At 63.5% G+C, this 18,323-nt stretch carries 12 protein-coding genes, 1 other RNA gene and 1 pseudogene; 7 read left to right on the top strand and 7 right to left on the bottom strand.

From position 1 onward, the window contains the following. Nucleotides 1-797: 797 nt before the first annotated feature. Nucleotides 798-1,013, top strand: coding sequence for a DUF6894 family protein (locus J2X36_RS07110; RefSeq protein ID WP_310347621.1), 216 nt, complete (start codon nt 798-800; stop codon nt 1,011-1,013). 196 nt (nt 1,014-1,209) lie between these two features. Here J2X36_RS07110 and J2X36_RS07105 read toward each other — a convergent pair whose 3' ends face one another. Then, nucleotides 1,210-2,508: a chromosome partitioning protein ParA gene (locus tag J2X36_RS07105; RefSeq protein WP_310347619.1), complete on the bottom strand. Its 1,299-nt coding sequence runs from the start codon at nt 2,506-2,508 to the stop codon at nt 1,210-1,212. A 312-nt stretch (nt 2,509-2,820) separates the two neighbouring features. Here J2X36_RS07105 and J2X36_RS07100 point away from each other — a divergent pair, with 312 nt between their 5' ends. The 4 genes from J2X36_RS07100 to J2X36_RS07085 all read left to right on the top strand — a co-directional run bounded on the left by J2X36_RS07100 (nt 2,821) and on the right by J2X36_RS07085 (nt 6,144). Next, a complete protein-coding gene (locus tag J2X36_RS07100; RefSeq protein ID WP_132253348.1) occupies nt 2,821-3,207 on the top strand; it encodes a PepSY domain-containing protein in 387 nt (128 codons plus the stop codon). A 48-nt stretch (nt 3,208-3,255) separates the two neighbouring features. Continuing rightward, a complete protein-coding gene (locus J2X36_RS07095) occupies nt 3,256-3,924 on the top strand; it encodes a general stress protein (protein ID WP_310347616.1) in 669 nt (222 codons plus the stop codon). A 1,512-nt stretch (nt 3,925-5,436) separates the two neighbouring features. Then, nucleotides 5,437-5,758: a transfer-messenger RNA gene (gene ssrA / locus J2X36_RS07090) on the top strand. A gap of 125 nt (nt 5,759-5,883) precedes the next feature. Further along, nucleotides 5,884-6,144: a hypothetical protein gene (locus tag J2X36_RS07085; RefSeq protein ID WP_310347614.1), complete on the top strand. Its 261-nt coding sequence runs from the start codon at nt 5,884-5,886 to the stop codon at nt 6,142-6,144. A 1,120-nt stretch (nt 6,145-7,264) separates the two neighbouring features. Here the strand turns inward: J2X36_RS07085 and J2X36_RS07080 are convergent. Further along, nucleotides 7,265-9,025 carry a HAMP domain-containing protein gene (locus J2X36_RS07080; RefSeq protein WP_310347613.1) on the bottom strand — a complete coding sequence of 587 codons (1,761 nt, stop codon included), beginning with the start codon at nt 9,023-9,025 and terminating at the stop codon, nt 7,265-7,267. A 457-nt stretch (nt 9,026-9,482) separates the two neighbouring features. Here J2X36_RS07080 and J2X36_RS07075 point away from each other — a divergent pair, with 457 nt between their 5' ends. Then, nucleotides 9,483-10,457, top strand: a complete 975-nt coding sequence (locus J2X36_RS07075) for an ABC transporter substrate-binding protein (protein ID WP_310347610.1) — start codon at nt 9,483-9,485, stop codon at nt 10,455-10,457. 305 nt (nt 10,458-10,762) lie between these two features. Here the strand turns inward: J2X36_RS07075 and J2X36_RS07070 are convergent, their stop codons facing one another. Further along, nucleotides 10,763-11,506: a type 1 glutamine amidotransferase domain-containing protein gene (locus tag J2X36_RS07070; RefSeq protein ID WP_310347608.1), complete on the bottom strand. Its 744-nt coding sequence runs from the start codon at nt 11,504-11,506 to the stop codon at nt 10,763-10,765. A gap of 1,034 nt (nt 11,507-12,540) precedes the next feature. Here J2X36_RS07070 and J2X36_RS07065 point away from each other — a divergent pair. Continuing rightward, complete coding sequence (locus J2X36_RS07065) at nt 12,541-14,421, top strand: PAS domain S-box protein (protein ID WP_310347606.1); 1,881 nt, start codon at nt 12,541-12,543, stop codon at nt 14,419-14,421. Nucleotides 14,422-14,460: 39 nt separating this feature from the next. On the opposite strand, the pseudogene J2X36_RS07060 reads toward J2X36_RS07065, so the two are convergent. The 4 genes and pseudogenes from J2X36_RS07060 to J2X36_RS07045 all read right to left on the bottom strand — a co-directional run bounded on the left by J2X36_RS07060 (nt 14,461) and on the right by J2X36_RS07045 (nt 17,869). After that, a pseudogene (locus J2X36_RS07060) lies at nt 14,461-15,266 on the bottom strand (transposase). Nucleotides 15,267-15,404: 138 nt separating this feature from the next. After that, entirely contained in the window at nt 15,405-16,718 is a 1,314-nt protein-coding gene (locus J2X36_RS07055; protein ID WP_310347604.1) for an MJ1477/TM1410 family putative glycoside hydrolase, read from the bottom strand. A gap of 27 nt (nt 16,719-16,745) precedes the next feature. After that, complete coding sequence (locus J2X36_RS07050) at nt 16,746-17,030, bottom strand: hypothetical protein (protein ID WP_310347602.1); 285 nt, start codon at nt 17,028-17,030, stop codon at nt 16,746-16,748. Between the two features lie 71 nt (nt 17,031-17,101). Next, nucleotides 17,102-17,869 (bottom strand): Crp/Fnr family transcriptional regulator, encoded by a 768-nt coding sequence (locus J2X36_RS07045; RefSeq protein WP_310347600.1) that lies wholly within the window; start codon nt 17,867-17,869, stop codon nt 17,102-17,104. Nucleotides 17,870-18,323 lie beyond the last annotated feature (454 nt).

The following is an 18,323-nucleotide window of genomic DNA, read 5'->3' as shown; positions in this document are numbered from 1 at the left end:
GGCCGGCCGCTGAGCCCGCTAAGCCGGAGCCTCTGCTCGGGTCTCGCACCCTCTAACCCCGGCCTCAGACCCCGTTACTCGGACAGGCTCCTAGCCGCTGCTCGTCGCCGGCTCTCCGGCCAATTCGCACCACGATAGGGAACATGAAGAATGCTCCGGAGCATCTCCCAGTCCGAATACCGCTCCGGCGGAGGTCGAGAAGATCGGTTAAGTGGTGCTGCGCAACGCTGCATGCCGTCAGGGGATCAAGCGCCTTCAAGTTGGGTATCTTGCCCTGCCAGAGATAGTCGAGACTGGCCTCGCGATCGCCTGTTTCCACCAGTAGGCCGCCCCTCACGCGAACATCACTCTACCGGTGCTCGTGAACCGTGCCGGCAAGGATGGTTTGCTTAGGTCCCCTCCTGACTGGGAACCTCGGGGGCACAGTTCGAGGCCTTCCGACCTTGACTCGACAACCAAACAACCAGCTTCCGCACCACGTATCGAACGTGGGTTCGGACCTCGGCCTTTCTGAGGGAGCTGTCTGATGGCTGATCTTCGCCCGCTGGCACACTCGCATAGCCCATCGTCCAGAACTCCAAGCTGACGCCTCGATGAACCGAGGCCATTCGCTCCGAAGAAAAGATGGCTGCCTCACCGGACCGTACAGTGAAACTAATACCACACTTAACCCTGAAGAGTCATGCTGGCCAGCGTGCATCAACCGATGGGCTGGTTGACGACACATGGCGCCCTTCGACCAACTCCATCGCCTGGGTTTCCGATTCGTATCGCGGAGGCCGGAGACCAGATGATCGATGGTGCGGAGGTTTTATTTCGATCTAACGGATGGTCGAACTACTCTATTCGACACTGAGGGCGTGCTGGCTGCCGATCTGAATGAAGCCATCGTCGAGGCGCTGGAGGGTTTGCGAGAGATGCGGGCCAGCGGAGAAATCGATGAGAAGGGAGACAACTGGAAGCTCGTCATCCGAGATGAGAACGGCTCTACGCGGAGGACGTTCTCAGTTTGATAGTCCCTGCGGCACCAGCATCCAGAGCGCTCTGCGCCCATACCAGCCTCGCTCCGCTCGCGGCCATAGCTCCAGATTACTGAGCCTGCCTCTGGCCCCACTAGCCCCGAGAGCCGACCAGCTGGTGATCCTCCTTGTTGGCCTTGTGGTAAACCAACAGCACGGCCACCCGCCCCGTTCTCCAAGTCTCTCGCGCCTACTTCAGCAACTCGGCCGGCTTCGGCTCGGGTGCTGCCGGTCCCCGTTGGGCAGGCTGCGATGAGGCTGGCTGATCCGAGAGCTGCTGGCGGGTTTCAGCAAGCTTGCTCTGCGCATTCGCGAGTTCCTGGCGGGTGGACTTCAGGCGTTCCTCAACGGTTGCCAATTCTTTGTTCCGTGCAGCCATATTCTCCGTGAGTGTTGCGAGCTGAGCCTGTGCCTCTGCCTGCCGCTTCTGGAGCGCTTCCAGCTCAGACGCTTGGCGCTGGCGGTCACCGCTCAGCTTCTTGATGGTCTCCCCGGTCTGACCCCGTTCAGCAGCAAGACGGTCGCGCTCTGCCTGCACAGCAGCGACCTCCTTCTGCGCCGATGCGAGCCTGTCCTGGGCCTGCTGGATTTGCTGCTCGCGCTGCTTCAGGTCAGCAGTTCGCGCTGCCAACTCCTGACCTAGGGTCGTGAGATCGTTGCGCAGCTTCGCCTCCTGCTGGCGAACCTCTCCGAGCTGGTCCCGCGCCTGCTGGGTCTGCTGCTCAGCCTGTTTGCTCTCAGCCGTCAGTCTTTCCCGGCTGGCTGTCAGCAGGGTGATGGCTTGCTGAAGCTCAGTCCGCTGCTGCGACAGCCGCTCGGCCTCCGCTCGGGCTCCGGTGAGATCCCGCTGTGCCGCTTCCATCTCAGAGCGAGCTTGCCGCTGGCGCTGTTCGGCTTCCGAGATCGCAGTACCCTTGGTGCTCGCCTCTTGCGTGAGCGTCGCAATGTCTTTGCGCAGCTTGGCTTCCTGCTGACGGGCTTCCTCAAGGCGGCGCCCACTCGCCGCAAGGTCTTGCGTGTGGGTGCTCGCTGTCTGTTCCGCGAGGGCTGCAGCGGCTTGGAGGGCTTTCAGGCTTTGCTCCGCCTGTTGCCCCTGCGTCTCCAAGGCGGAGAGCCGCTGGCTCTGCGCTGCCGTTACCTGTTCGATCTCCACAGCCTTGCGCTCGGCCTCTGCCCGGCGCTCCTCTAGGCTGGATATCTGGGCGCGGGTCAGTGCGAGAGTTTGGCTGGCGTCTTGGATGTGCCGCTCCCCGGTGACGATGCGGGTCTGCACCTCCGTCGCCGTACCGGCCAGCGATTTCAGGCGATCAAAGTCGGCCTGAATGGCCGCCTGAACGCCGAGGAGACCCGCGACCTCATCCTGATGCTGGCGGCGGTCCTGAGATCGAACGACGGCTAAAACGATCGTGGTGAGGAGAAGCAGCCCGGCAAGAGCCGCAAGCGCCAGCGTGACCGGTCGCCTAAGTTCTGAGCGAACGTCCAGTGGCATGGCTTGTCTCGCAAGGCGGTGGGGAAGGCCTCGATCAACGCGATGCAGTGGCCGGAAGCTCCGCACTAAAGCGCATTTTCTTGAAGGGCGCTGCAGGAACAGATGTGTCGCCGCAGACGCCCAGCAAAGTTCCTCAGCCAAAACGCGCGTGCACGCTGAGGCGCATTGCTTAATCCAAGCCCTTGACGGACCGAGCTACTACTCCATCCGGCACAGCGAATGTCACGCTAGGTCTTGGTAGCCCGCGATAACTTTTTGGAACGGTTTCTCAGCACCCCGCATTGAGGGGGCGACTACTCTTGGAGGGAGCCTATGCGCCAGACACTCACCACTCTCGCGATGCTGACCATGCTCAGCGTCAGCCCAGCGCTTGCGCAGACGACTGTGACGGGCAAACCCGCATCCGGCGCCGAGACTAGCGAGAAGTCCGGTGGCCAGCAGGCCGTCACACGTCCGAACACCGACAGGCCGGATGCGAAGAACCCCGCCACCACCGGCGCTGCGTCCAGCGCCAAGCTCGAAGAGGGCTCCAACAGCTTCACCGAGGCGCAGACCCGAAAGCGCCTTGAGGACGCGGGCTACAAGGACGTGAAAGACCTCAAGAAAGACGACAAGGGCATCTGGCGCGGCACGGCGATGCTCGATGGCAAGTCCGTCAAGATCGGCGTGGACTTCAAGGGCAACGTCGCAGCGCAGTGACGCTCGACGCCGAGCACAGACCCAAAAACGAGAACACAGGAGGCCGCCTTGGCTCAGCAAACCATTACTGCTCTCTTCGATCGCTACGATGATGCGAGCGCCGCTGTCACAAAGCTCGAAGCAGCAGGCGTCCCGCACTCCGACATCAGCATCGTCGCCAACAATGAGGGAGATCGCCATTCAGGCCTGACCCGTCGCAGTGATGGAGATCGTCACGAGGCCAAGCAAGGCGCCGAGACCGGTGCGGGAACTGGGGCAACACTCGGTACGCTGGCGGGAGGTGCACTGGGCCTTCTGACCGGACTTGGTCTCATGGCCATCCCCGGCGTTGGGCCTGTGGTGGCAGCCGGTTGGCTCGTCACAACCCTGACGGGCGCAGGCATCGGTGCAGCTGCCGGCGGCCTCATCGGTGGTCTGACCGGAGCCGGCGTCAATGAGGCCGACGCTCACACCTATTCGGAGGGTGTGCGGCGGGGTGGCACCCTCGTCACCGTCCGGGCCGATGACGCTCGCTCTGTTGCGGTCATGGATATCCTGGAGCAGCACGGCTCGGTGGATGTGCATGAGCGGGCTCAAACCTGGCGATCGGAAGGCTGGACCGCACCGACTGTCGCGGAAGGCAGCGGGCCGACCGGTTCGACGTCTGGAGCGGGTCTGTCACCAGCCGGTGCTGTCGAGGGGCGGACGCGCGTCCGGTCTTATCCTACCATGCCCTGAGGCTTGTTGGCCGCAGGCAGTCAAGCGTCCTTCTAACGTGGTGACCGGGGTCACCTACCTGATGCTCCCGGCCATCCCCTTGCTCTATCCGCTGGTCGATCGACGGAAGACATCCAAGCTGATTGGCGCCCACTTGCCCAGACATCGGATGGAGATTTTGTGATTGTTCAGACCGAAGAGGTTCTCGCCCGGTTATAAGCATGGGCAAACCAGGCCGTTGCTTAGTCTGACGGCTTGTAGCGCATTCCGGTCAGGCCACCGAGTGCGAGCGTCCTCTGCACCGAGGAGACCGACGGGGTTCCGGTGCGGCCGCGGAAGCAAACCTGAGCGATAAGCGCCTTGGTTGCGCCGAACTAGGTTGGCATGAGGCCGGCATGAAAGCCAAAGTCCCTACCGTGTGCGAGGTGAAGGCAGATGGCGTCTGGAAGGCCGCAACTCTTGCCGAGGCGCACAGCACCTACCGGATGGTACCCAGGCGGTGCCCGGCATGCCACGGAGCGGTGGTCGTGTACGGCGCTTACGCGAGTGATCGACGCCTGACACTTGGCCATCGCAAGGGGCACAGCGGATGCCCGCGGACACCCAAGCTCTACTCGGGCACTCCATCGCCTCATCCGGACGCTCTAGCGTGATCCACAATGCCCTCGCCGAGCACCTGAAGGCGAGGGACGATCTCTGAAGTGAGGCGCCGAACTCAGCTACCTGTGCCATGCACTCTCCCGTCGGCAATCGACGTCTGGGCGCCTCGCTTGCTGCACGCAATCCGGTCGATCATATCCTCACGATCGTTGGTGAGAAACAAGTGTCCTCTGCCTGCCGAAAGCGGCATAAACCGGCAGAGAGCCCTCCCTGGAAAACATGCTAATCGTCGCTTCTGCGAGAGAGCTCTGCAATGCCGCTGGATCGGCAACACAGTGGATCATAATACAAAGCTCTCCGAAGGCCTCGCGAGGCGGTTTGTGCCAAGCAACTGAAATGATAAGGCCGGATCTGTCCGGCCGCATTGCATCCGGCAGCTCTCCTATCCGTCGCCACAAGCAAAACCACGTTCTGCACCCGCTCGGGCGGTCTCCGTGAATGCTACAGCCGCGCCCGGTATTATGCTTACACAAGACGCCGGCCTCCTTCTTCAGATCGTCCCAATCGATTTCCAAGGCCTCGCAGCATGCCACGCAGTCGCCGCACTCGCGGCCGGGTGCTAGGCCGGAAAACACTGATGTTCTTGCCGATATCTCTCTTCTCGTTTCTGATGGATGCACCAAAGAGCCTCATGTTTGAGCCGCGTTCGCGGATAGTGGGTGGCGCGGCTCGGGCAATCTGACCAGCCGACATGAATTCTTGAATCCGAGTGTCCGTCCAGCCTGTACGCCCTCGCGGCCGCTGCATGTGCGGGCCGCATCGCTGCCAGGGACAGGCTCGACGATACAGCCCGGAAGCCCGGTAAACGCCCCGGGAGCGCGATGCCGACCTGCTGGAGGAACGATAGGCGGCTGGATTTTGCCCCTGCGATGGGGTAGGTAGCTCGCGAGGTTGATGACCGGTTCGTAATAACGTTTCAGGACCCGGGGGCGGTACCCGGCGCCTCCACCATGAGCACATCGCGATGTGCTTTTGTTGGGGGCGAAATAGGATCGACTGGACGGTAAAAGGACCGCGAGTTCTATCTCGCTTCGGCGAGAGACGATGCGACTTTCGGTAAGGACTCGACCGGCCTGACGCAGGAGACCCCTGGTTCAGGTACCTGACCAAAACTCTAAATGCCAACGATAACGTTGTCATGGATGCCCGCCTCGCGGCGTAAGCATCTTGCGGTAGGGTAACCGTAGAAACAGAACCCGGAGCTTCGGCTCCGGGACCCACCACTTCTTCCTGTCTCGGCGCGCCTTCGGAGGCTGGCTCTTGGCTGCGAGGGCTGATTGCCACGTTGCCGTAGGCACCGGGTTGGCCCAAGCTGCCGTTATGACGGAAACTCTGACGACTGCAGCCCTGTGCGGACTCAAGCTCATCGGCGACACGGAGGTGGAGGCGGCCGTCGACGCCTTCCTGGCGGATCGGATGACCCCGCCGTTCGTGTTCAAGGAAGGCTACCGGCTGAGCCTCAGCAAAGCGGTTCGAAGGCATCCCGGTGCCAACGACCTCGTGACCCGCAATGCCGGCCCTTCCTTGACACGCCCCTTCGTGCGGGCGGCAATCCTGCAGGCCCGCCCAGCGAGAGGTTAGGCGCACGCGTCCGATCGCTGAATGCGGCGACCGACTCCTCCCGGCAACAGCCGGGGCGGCTCGGCGAGGGTGGCTTCCGGGGCGAGGATGCTCATCGGGCGGTCATCCCGGCCATGATCCGGCCCATCATGCGTACGCGGCCCGGCCGGGGCACCGGATTCAGGGCGCCCTCTAGCGCCTTTGCGAGGAAGCCCGGCCGCACCCTCGGTCGCCGCCCCAGCGCGTTCTGGCTGCTGGCCGCGATCGCGTCCGGCATCGCGCCGGAGCCCATCCGCATCGTCGCTCGCCGTCCGAAACCGGTCAGAATGGGGCCGGGCGCCGAGGACAGGACATCCCCTGCGTGGCCGCAACTCGGCGTGGAGGCCCTCGGCGAGGGTTTGCACGTAGGGGGCATGCCGGCGGCGTCGTTCGCCGCCCGCGGCACCCCTGGAACGCCACGAGCGAGTTCATCAGGACGATGCCGCCCCGTCTGGGCTCGCCGAAGCGCCGCGCGAAGGCCTGCGTCGCCTGCGCCAGCGCCCGGCAGTTCACCGAGCCAGGAGCCACCCAGGGCACGCAACGTCGTGCTCGTGCACGGCCTCGCTTGGAGAAGGATCCGCTGAAATCGCTCTGAGGTTCGCCTTCTTGGCGGCGGGGTGCAGGGGTAGCTCCAAAATCGAGCCGACTGATTTTCGAAGCGAGGACTACGGAGGAAGGATGCCGCCGGCATCCTCCTGCCACGAGAAGCGCAATATGCCCGCTGGTGCGCATAGTATGCGCGCAATCGGATTGCGCAATCTCCTCACCACAGCGTCCAAGAGAAATCATTTCGCCATTGCGCAAGTTCGTCTTTTGAAAAATCTAGATTAAAATTTCGATCGAATATATTCACCGACAGAATCAGACCTTAGACAGCAAACAAGCCAAATAAAAACCGTTAATACAAGCAGTACAGTCAGGATATTAGTCCGATATCAATCGGTACTGAAAATATACGTCATGGTGCTTCAGCCGAAATCATTGAGTCCCTCACACCCATCGGCTGGCTGCCAAGCTGAGATAATTCTCAGTCCATTGCCGTTCCGACGAAAGGGTCCGCGAAACCGACCGATGGACACTCTTCGTGACTGACGGGGCACCGCTATGCGGCGGCGTTCGGGACGGGACGAACGATGCTGTAGATCTCGATACCAGCGTCGAACCCTTTGAGAACACGCGGCCCGAGGGGGGCGGCATCGAAGAGTCCTTGGACCTGATCGGCCAGCGCTGAATCGATCAGGATCTGCCCGTCTTCGGCTGCAGCGCAGAGGCGCCCGGCCAGATTGACCACCGGCCCGATCGCCGTGTAGTCGAGCCGGTTCTCATACCCGATCTGCCCGACCGTCGCCGGTCCCATCGTCGCACCGACCCCGAAGCCGATGGCGTAGCCTCGGTGACGCCATTCGGCGACGAGGCTCTGCACAGCGTCCTGCATATCGATTGCCAGTCGCATCGCGGTCGGGCTGGCCTCCGGGCAGATAACGGGCGCATTGAGGAGAACCATCAGCCCGTCGCCGGTGAATTGTGTGAGGGTGGCACCGTGCTCGGTGATCACGCGACCCAGCGCCTCGAAATACGCAGCGAGGACGTGCATTACCTCGTCGGGAGCCGCTTTCGCCGAGAACGGCGTGAACCCGCGCAGATCGCAGAAGATCACCGCCACCTCCACGCGCCGCCCCTCGAGGAGGCTGTCGTCGCCCGTTCGGTCGACGAGTTCTGCGACCTGCGGCGCGAGGAAGCGCCGAAGGCGGGAGATGCGCTCCTGCCGCTCCTGCGAGAGGGCGAGTTCGCCCGCCATGGCGTTGAAGCGCTGGGCCAGCCGGCCGAGTTCGTCCGCCGAGGAGACCGGGATGCGATGGTCGAAATGCCCTGCGCCGATCTGCTCCGTGCCGTACTCGATCTGCCGTATCGGACCTGTCATCCGACGTGCCAGCCAGAAGGCGAGGATGCCGGCGAACGCGCTGCCGAGAAGGAGCAGGGCGCCGGTTCGCCGGAGCGCCTTGTCTATCGGCCCAAACGCTTCGAGCAGGGGCTGATGCACGATGACGGTCCAGTCGACGCCCGGAACCACGGCCATGGCAGCGACGACCGAAGCACCCGCCGTGTCACGACCGATCGCCGATCGGCCCTCGGCCCGGATCGCGTCGCGGAGCATCCGCAGCGGGCGCGCTGCGGCCGCGTCTCCGCCCCGGAGAACGAGGCTGATGTCGGGATGCGCGATGAGCCGGCCCTCTGCATCCAAAACAAACGCATGTCCGGTGCGGCCTACATGGATGGCCGAGATCACGTCCCAAATGAGTTTGAGATTGATCTCCGCGACCGCGACGCCGACGACGGCGCGATTGCCGGCGACCGCGATCCTCATGAAGGGCTCCGAGTCTCGAAAATAGGTCACCGGCCCGTACCAGATGCGGACCATGCGAGCTCCCGCAACCGCCGGATCGGCGGATCGGTCTACGAGGCTGCCCACTTGGTTGAGGCCGATGCGCGAGATGCGCAGCTGTTCCCTGCCAGCGCCGTCGACGAGCGTGAGGCTCACGATGGCCGGAACCTGACGCAGGAGCCGCAAGGCATCCAACCGTTGCCTCTCTTCAGCGCCCGCGCTCCAGGGAAGCTGGACCATCCAACCGAGCTGGTCGCCGATACCGTCGACGAAACTCTGGATCCGAGACGCGGCGGCCCGCGCCTCAACGCCCAGCAGCTCGTCCAGGCGTTCGCGCTGGTCTTGATAACCGAACCACGCCTCCATGCCCCCGCTCCCGAGGAGCGGCATCACGGCAGCCGCGAACAGCGCGAGGAAATACTTGCGCAGGAGGGACTGGCGAAAACCGGACGCGCCGGCCCGCCCGGGAGAGTCCGTCATGATCGGGAGAACGAGGCCCGCCTGCCGCTGCTGAGGGCACGCGTGTCACGCCTGCGTCTCCCCGGGAGAGTTGCACTCCGCTCCATGGGATGACCTCCCAGCGGCCCGAAAGCGTGCGCCGACTATGCCATGGGCGGAGCACCCCGTCAGTGCAGCGTTCGCGGACGGACCTTGTGGCGGACGCACGAGCTTTCCCGTCCGGAGGCTGAGTCGCGCAAGCGTGGGATCGACGGGCCGTACCTGCTCCGCCTCGATCGGCCTGCGCCGCGCGGAGGAAGCCCACAAGCCGAAGTGCTGCCGCTGTCGGATCGGAGTGTTAACCTGCCCCACGACCGCTATGCTGCGGATGCATGCGGTGGGCATCCCGCTGCGGGAAAGCGCCATCGTCGGCTGCGTGTCGGTTGTGCGCCTGAAGGCTCGCTCGACGTCGAGATCCTGATCGGACGATGGGGATCCCATGAGGCGGCGTGAGATCATCCTTGTGTTCGGGGCCGTGTCCGCCCTTCCGGTCTGGGCACGACAGCCGGCGATTCCGGTCGTCGGATATCTCGGCCTTGAGTCGCCTCAGATCTATGCCAGCCGTCTCGCAGCCTTCCGCCAGGGGCTGGCCGAGGCCGGGTTCCGTGAGGACCGCAACGTCGTGATCGCGTTCCGGTGGGCCGAGGGGCGTTACGACCGGCTGTCCGCGCTCGCGGCGGAACTCGTCCAGCAGCAAGTCTCGGTTCTGGCAGCACCGGGAGGTGCGCCCGTGGCCCTCGCGGCACAATCCGCCACGACGACGATCCCGATCGTGTTCGAGATGGGAGGCGATCCCGTCGCGCTCGGCGTCGTCGACAGCTTGTCGCGGCCGGGCGGGAATCTCACCGGCGTATCGAGCCTCAGCGTCGAGGTCTCACGCAAGCGACTGGAATTCCTGCATGAAATCCTGCCGGATGCTGGCATCGTCGCGGTTGTCGCCAACCCGACCAGCCCGACCGCAAACTCGCAGCTGCGCAACCTCCAGGCTGCCGCGGACACGATCGGGGTTCAGCTTCAGATTTTTCAGGCAAGCACCGAGGAAGAGTTGAGAGCGGTCTTTACAGACCTGCCGCGGGCGCAGGTGGGGGGTCTCGTCTTTACCTCCGATCCGTACTTCGCCAACCGCAGCAGCACCCTGGCGGATCTCGCGCTGCGCCACCGCATTCCAGCCATCACGCAGTCCCGCGATTTTCCCCTGGCGGGCGGTCTCATCAGCTACGGCGGTGACTTCGCGCAGTCGCACCGCAACGCCGGCATCTATGTCGGGCGGATCCTGAAGGGCGAGAAGGCCGCTGACCTGCCGGTTCAGCTCGTCACCAAGGTAGAGCTGTTCATCAACCTGAAGGCTGCAGCCGACCTGCGGATCAGCGTTCCGCCGGCTCTGATGATCAGTGCCGATCAAGTGATCGAGTGAAAATCTGAATTTTGGTCGATCACGGAAGCGGTCGAGCCTTTTTTGGCAAAGCTTGCTCACGAAACAATCTGCATGAACGGCTGAAATGCACCCATTCCTGCCATTCAGCCGATTCGGGCGATGTCTTCGAAGCGGATGTTCGCGGGCTGGGCGTCCTGTATGGTCCCGGCCTGCCGCTTGTCGCTGCCCGCAATCGGATTCAAAACGTGAAGTCGTGGCGAACCAAGATCGCGCGCCCAGCGGGCAATAGAATGAATGCGGTAGTCATCCGTGAGGATGAAGCTCGGCCGCGACTGTGGATTTGATCAAGCCACAGGGAGCTTGCGCCCCAACGCATTCAGCACATGCCGGGCCACTTGTTCAGACGATTGCGGGTTCTGACCTGTGATGAGGTTGCCGTCCTGAACCGAAAAGGACTGCCAGTCGGGACCGCGCTCGAAGCGGGCTCCGAGTTCCTTCAGCCGATCCTCCAGAAGGAAGGGCACGACGTTTGTCAGCCCGACCGCATCCTCTTCCGTGTTGGTGAAGGCACTCACTTGGCGGCCCTCCACGATCGAGCGCCCATCCGCACGCTGAGCGCGAACGAGGCCCGCTGGCCCGTGACAGACGGCTGCGACCACTTTGCCGCCCTCGAACATCGCTCCGATGACCTGCGCGAGCGTGTCGTCGGTGGCCGCATCCCACATCGGCCCGTGGCCGCCGGGCAGGAACACAGCATCGAAGGCGGCCGGGTTCACGCTGCCAAGGGCAGGCGAGTTCCGGGAGACTTGCAGCGCCTGCGCGTCAGCGATGAAGCGGCGTACCGAGGCTGGTGTTTCCTGCCGCTCGGCCGGTTCCTCACCGGGCCCATCGCCCGCCTCCGCCGGCAGGCTGCGCGGATCAAAGGGAATCTCTCCACCCCGTATGGAGACCAGCGTTATGTCGGCGCCTCCGTCAAGGAGCGCGTAGTAGGGTGTGGCAAGTTCCTCCAGCCAAACACCCGTCCGGTGACCGCTGGAGCCCAACTCGGCATGAGAGGTCGCAACAATCAGAACCTTATGACTGGGCATTGTGAGGCTCCGAGGCTGGGGATGTCGCAAATCAACCCCGGTGCGCACGGATGGGTTCTACGGGAGCCCAGTTGCGCCGTTCGTCAGTCCGACCGGCCGCATACGCTCACGACAGAGCTTTGGGCGCCTTCGCCACCCGCGCGAGCATCGTGAGCTGTTGCCTTCGAGGCGAGCCTGCCGCTTCGGCGGATTTGGGGACCTGTCGCAAACTCGGTTGCAATCCGCAGAAGAACCGTGTTGCCTCGCTTCCACGCTTTGTTCGTGACGGGACGTCCGAAGCTGCGTAAGAAACGAATGCCACATTTCCAATTCGGAGAAAGAGCTTCAGAGGTCAATTCCCGATTTGTTTGCTTCGTACCGTATGAGAGAGTGGAGCGATCTACTTTCGATCGACCCCGTTTAATTTGTACGCAATCAACTAACATAGTTGGTTGCGCTCCCTGCGGATCGAATTTACCGAGCTGGCCAACAATGGTGGCCACCGGTCCAAGTCTCGAATCTCCTGCGCCTCTCCAGCTTGGCAGAGTGCCGCCACTGAAGAAGGCCGATTCGAGGGTGCGCCAGGACATATCGCCCGAGCCTGATGACACGCTGCCCGGCGCGCGCCGGAACCAGCGAGCCTGCGAAGCGGCACAGGGGCTGCGATGGCGCGACCGCTCGATCCTCTGTTCGCGGCCGTCGTCTGCCCATGAGCAGGGATTCATCGGCATCGCCGACACACATCGCAGATCGGACTTCCTGAACGCGGCCGGGCGCAAGACGGTCGGACTCCAACCTGACGACGGCATCCCGGCCACCCCGATCTCGGCCTTCCTGCACCCGGCTGACCGAGCCGCCATCCGCGACGCGGCGCTGCCGAGACTGGTGGCGGGACGGCCGTTGGGACGACAAGTTCCGGTTCCGGCATTTCAGCGGTGCGCCCAGGACGAGAGTCTGCGGGCGCGGCTTCGAACTCTCCGATGAGTGCAGAGCCTTCAAGCCGTCTCTCAGACCCGCTGGCCGCCACTTCGACACGAGCCCGGACGGAGGAGACCGTGGAATCCGGGAATTTCCTCACGGGTGGCGGTCATATGTCCATCCGCATTCGACAGCAGGACTGGAGACCCACGCCGCTCGGCCCCATCGAGGCGTGGTCACACGCGTTGCGGCACACGTTGGGCAGCATGCTCAACTCGGCCTTTCCGACTTACCTCGCCTGGGGACCTGACCTCATCAGCTTCTACAACGACGCGTACCGGCCCATCCTCGGCATCAAGCCAGAGGCGCTCGGGCGTCCCTTTCGCGAGGTCTGGGGCGAGGCATGGGACCAGATCGGGCCGGTGGCGGAGCGCGCGCTCCGGGGAGAGGCGAGTTACCAGGAGGATTATACCGTTACGGTGGATCGCCATGGGTCTCAGGAGGAGACCCTCTGGACCTTCGCCTACTCGCCGGTCCGGGATGAAGGCGGCAGCGTGCAAGGCGTGCTCTGCCATGTGTACGAAACCACCGCGCGGGTCCGCACGGAGGAGCGGCTCCGATCCGCCTTGCGCGAGATCGAGGCGCAGCACGCGCGCTTTGGCGCACTGATCGAGCATCTCCCTTTCGCAGCCGGCCTGTTCGGGGCCGATGGAAGAGCACTGCTCACCAATCCGCTTTGCCGGCAGTTTCTTCCCGGCGGCAGGGCTCCCTCCATCGATCCGGACGTGCAGCCTCAGTGGACCGGCTTCGACACCGAGGGCCGGATCCTCAGCCCATACGAGTACCCCTTCGCGCGGGCGACGCGGGGCGAGATCGTGCAGGACGTCAGCTTCCTGCACCGGACCGAGGACGGCAACGAGCGCTGGATGCGAGTCAGCGCCATTCCGGTGCGGGAGCAGAGTGGCAGTATTCGGCAGGCCATCATGGTGGTGCAGGACGTCGATCGGGAGAAGCGCGCCGAGGTGGCCCTGCGCGAGAGCGAAGAGCGCTTCCGGCGGTTCGCCGCGCATTCGGCGAACGTGCTCTGGCTCGCCAACTTGGAGAGCGGGCAGCTCGATTATCTCAGCCCGGCCTTCGCGCAGGTTTGGGGCATGCCCACCGAGGATATGCCGGATGTCGCGAGTTGGCTCGCAAGCGTCCACCCGGAGGACCAAGACGGCGCGGCGCGAGCGCTGGAGCGGGTCGGTCGTGGCGAGACGCTGGTCCTGAAGTACCGCATCCTGCGTGGCTCGGACCGCGCCGTGCGCCGCATCCGGGACACCTTCTTCCCGATCCCAGCGGTCGACGGGCACGCTCGACTGGTGGGTGGGATTGCGCAGGACGTCACCATCGACACCGGCCTGCGCGCCTACGTGGTCGCGGTCGGAGATGACGCCCGGCGCGGCCTTGTTGCTGCCCTGCAGGCCGCCGGGTACGAGGTTCAGACGTTTGTGAGCGGTCAGGCCTTCCTCAAGATGGCGAACTCGCTGATGCCCGGCTGCGTCGTGCTCGACCTGGAGGAGGGCGGCAGCTTGGGTGTCGCGAGTGAGCTGAAACCCTCGCGCTCGCACCTGCCCGTGGTGGCGGTCGGTGCGAGCGCGGGCGACCTCGGCTTCGGGGTACGCGCCATGAAGGCGGGAGCGGTCGATTTCCTCGAAGCCCCCTGGACACCGGAGGTGCTGCTGTTCGCGGTCAAGACAGCGCTGGCCGAAATCCGCGACGCGGCGGAGCGGACACACGCGCGCGATGAGTCCCGTGATCGGATCGCCGCTCTGTCGGCACGCGAGCGTTCGGTGCTGGAGGGGTTGCTCGGGGGCGGCACCAACAAGAGCATCGCCCGGACGCTGGGCCTGAGTCCGCGCACGGTGGAGATCTACCGCGCCCGGGTGATGGAAGCGCTCGGAGCCCACACCCTGCCCGAGGCCGTTCTCATCGCGACCGAAGCTGGGGTGCGGCCCGCCCTCCAGGACGGCGACTAGAGCTGTTCCCGATCACATCGCGACGGTCGAATCGTCTTCTTATCCGGCTGCGCCGCGGTCGTTGCGGCACTCCTGCGGGGTGACGCAGGTGAAAGCCTGTCGGATCGCCGCCCAGAGATCCGGGATGATGCGAGTTGCCGCGCTGCGCAGCAGCGCCTTAAGTTTTGCGAAGACACGCTGAGGGGTCCCCAACCGACAGGCCGGTTGGGGGGGCCCCTGATCGGGTGGAGATCAGGGCTGTAGGACGGCAGGTCCATGAGCCTGGCTCCCGCGGCCTCGATCGCGTCCTGTACGCCCGCGATCTTGTGGGCTGGCAGGTCGTCCATGACGACGAGGTCGCCAGGCTGCAGCACCGGGATCAGGGTCTCGGTGACGTCGCTGCGGAAGCGCCTGCCGTTGGTAGGGCCATCCAACAGCGCGGTGGCACACAGCCCGCGGGTGCGCAGGACGGCTGTGACGGAGGTGGTTTTGTCGTGGCCATGCGGCGCTGCGAGCCGGCAGCGCTCGCCGCACGGAGCCCAGCCGTGGCGGCACGCCAGGTTGGTGTCTGCGGCCGTCTCGTCAAGGAACACCAGCCGGTCCGGGTCGAGCTCGCGCAGGAAGAGACGCGGCTCCTGCTGGGAGATCGCCAGGATCAGGCCGGCATGCGGCTTGATCCGCTGCAAGCTGTGATCGCAGCCCATCGGCTTGGTGACGCGTTGGCCCTCGTGGCGGAGCGCTCCGCCCAGGGGCTTGCGCTCGACACGCTGACCCCGAAGCGGGCTGCGGCGCGATGGCAGGAGGCCAGTTGCTGCCACCGCAGCAAAGACACGCTCGCGCAGGTTCACAGACAGCGGCGAAGGCAGGCGCAAGCTCCTTCAGCCGTCAACGCCCCGCCCGCAAACCCGTCTCAAGCGGCGCGGGACCTGCTCGAAAACCCGTCTGATGCCGGTCGCGATCCCGGCAGGGGCGGGCTCAACATCGCATACCTCTTGCGCGTCCACTCAAACGAAAAGGAAATCACCCGAGTTGAGATCAGCCTTGTGCACGCCGAGCAAAGTGACCGTGTTGCCTCCGCCAAGTTCGATAATGGCATCGTGTGCAGCGTTCTCGCTAATATGCGACTTGAGCGCAGTGTAGCTTTTTGTCCATGATGCGAGGGATTTTGCCAGCTCGATGTACTCACCATTCTGACGCGGGTTGAAATCTTCAATGATGTCTTTGCCCACTGGAGCAGGTCCAAAATGAAATATATCGGCGCCTGGCCCACCATTGAGGTGATCGTTGCCTGGACCTCCATCCATCCAATCGTTCCCCGTTCCCCCAAACAGCCAATCGTTTCCGCCACCGCCCGAGAGTTTGTCGTTCCCCGCCAAGCCAAACAGATGATTAGCGCCTGCTGTGCCCCTCAGCGTGTTGGCAGCAGCAGTGCCGGTGAAATCCAACGTGTCGAGGCTTTGCTGCGGAGTAAAATATGGTAAGAAGCTATTCTTTGCATCCTGGCCGATTACATCAGTGATACTTGACTCCTGCCCAAGGTACTCGATATTTAAGACGGTTTTGCCTGCTGATTTTGCTGTTTTGAGCAACCCTTCGCTGTAACTTACCATGGCCGGATCGTTATGAATGCCGAGACCAGGGACGCCATAATATAAGCTTTCCTTATTAATGCCATCAATAGCATTCAAAAATTGGGCTTGCGGGACAAGATCCTCGCCGCCGTTGCTATAAATATGGAAAGCAGGATTTATTTTCTTCGCATATGCGGAGATCTGGGCGACAAGATCAATCATGCGCTCTGCAGAGGTTTTGGTTGACCCGTCTGCAAACGCATAATTGTCGTACTGATGGAATATACTCACGTTGTCGAGGAAAACTCCGTCGAAACCTGCCTTTATGATACGGTCAAGATAGGCGGCTGGACTGCCGAAAAGGATGTTTTTCCATCCTTGTTCCCAATAATGCACGGAAAAACTTCCAGCCCAATTAGGATCATAACTGTCGAGCCAAGGCGGAGGCGCCGAATTCCAGGATGGATTCCAATAATCACGATAGCTTGATGCTTGTCCGACGCTCATATATGAGAGTATTTCACGATGGCCGACGCCGTTCGCGGGTGTTTCCATAAGTTTGACTTCTGAGGCGTAGTACGACCGGATAGACGTCCCGTCCCACCAATCGCGATCCACTACTGCCATCTCATATGGGGATGAAGCAATCTCGTTCGGTTGTGCGTTCTGCAGTTGGATAGCCCAACTCTTGAATGCCATGACCGCCTCCCGCTTATCTGTCTGGGCGCTCCCGTTACTTTCCCTCAAAGCGCATCAAGACACTTCGGGTGCAGATCAATCCGTGAGCAGGGCAGAAATCTCTGGCTGTATATGGCAGAATGGCAACCCATAGTACGGAGCACGACCAATCAACGGATTTTTCGGATCGTTGCCGAACTTTGGTATTCGGCCCCATGTTTTATCCCCGGCCTGTCCGAGGGCGCGCGTCCACGAACGGTTCCAGATCTGTAGAAAACCTTCCGGCAGACCTTCGCTCGCTTCACGGTCGATGAGTGCCGCAACAGCCTCGCCGCCACCGGCTACGATAACGACTTGGCCGTCGCTAAGATGAACGGTCATGGCTCTAGGTCGCAGCTTGGCGCCCGCGAAGGAAGCAGGCCGCAATGGCCCCGGAGACAGCCGGCGAACGCTTAAAGGTAGCCGGCCTCGAACTCCGCGAGCTGACGCAGCCGCTGCGGTTCGAGTATTCGCAGGCAGCTTCCCCGCAGCGAGATCAGCCCGTCGCGCCGCAGGACTTGCAGCACGCGGTTCACGTGCACGCTCGACAGGCCGAGCGTGTCGGCCAGATCCCCCTGCGTCAACGGCAGATCAAACTGACCGTCCGAGACTTGGCCAATCGAGCCCAGGCGCTCCAGCAATTCGCACAGGAGATGCGCGGTGCGCTCAGGACCCGAGCGCATGCCCATATTGGCGATCCACTCGCGGGCCGTCGCCTCTTCGGCAAGCCTTGCGCGCTGCAGCGCCAGCGCGATGCGGGGATGCCGGCCGAGCAGGTCGACATACGCCGGGCGCGGGACCTTGGCGATCCGGCAGTCGGTCAGAGCCTCGATCGCGTGGTCGAGCGGGTACCTGTGGAGCGCGCCTCGGTCACAAAGATCACCGGGGATGAGATAGGCCAAGATCTGGCGCCGGCCCGACAAGCGGCGCTTGAAGCGGCTGGCAAACCCGGCGAAGACGATGAGCGCGTGCTCGGCCACGCATTCCTGCTCCACGAGAACGGCGTGCCGCTCGACCGATCGGACGTAGCCGGTCAGCCCTTCAAGCGCCGCTCGATCCTGCACCGTGAGTGGGGCAAAGCCATCGAGCTTCCGAGCCAGCGTACAGACGGGGCCGCCCCCTTCCGGTACCGGAGCCAGGTGCCGTGGCACGCGAGCGGCTCCCGAGATGGTGGGATCCATCGCGGCGATTGGGGCGAATATCACTATCGGGCCTCCTCCTATGAGGGTGCCCTATTCACCCTTTGCCGACGGGCGAGTATATCCGGCCCATCCCTTAGGAGCCCTCCGATGCGCGGGCTTCGATGCCCTCTCCCCGGTAGGCCATCGCAGGGGAAGGCCGGCGCAGCTGCCCCCCCTCGCCCGACCGCGATGCCTGACTTGGAAAGGCGGGACGCGGCCCACTCCCGATGGGCGCGCCACCGCTGCCGTTTACAAGGTTCAATGCCCGCCCGGACCAGCGGATCACCCTGCAGGGAAGCTGTCTCAAGCGTGACAACCACCAACTGGGCCACGCGCTTCTCCGCCGAGGCGTTCAGCGACACGCGCTTTGCACCCTCTTCCCGCTCTCGGTTGGACGCGCTTGCGGCGCCGGATGCACACTGGGCGCGAGCGAGGTCTGGTCGTAGCGGCTGCG

This window comes from Methylobacterium sp. BE186, from assembly GCF_031457035.1.
Taxonomy (GTDB): Bacteria; Pseudomonadota; Alphaproteobacteria; order Rhizobiales; family Beijerinckiaceae; genus Methylobacterium; species Methylobacterium segetis.
This window is presented reverse-complemented; position numbering and strand designations above follow the sequence as displayed.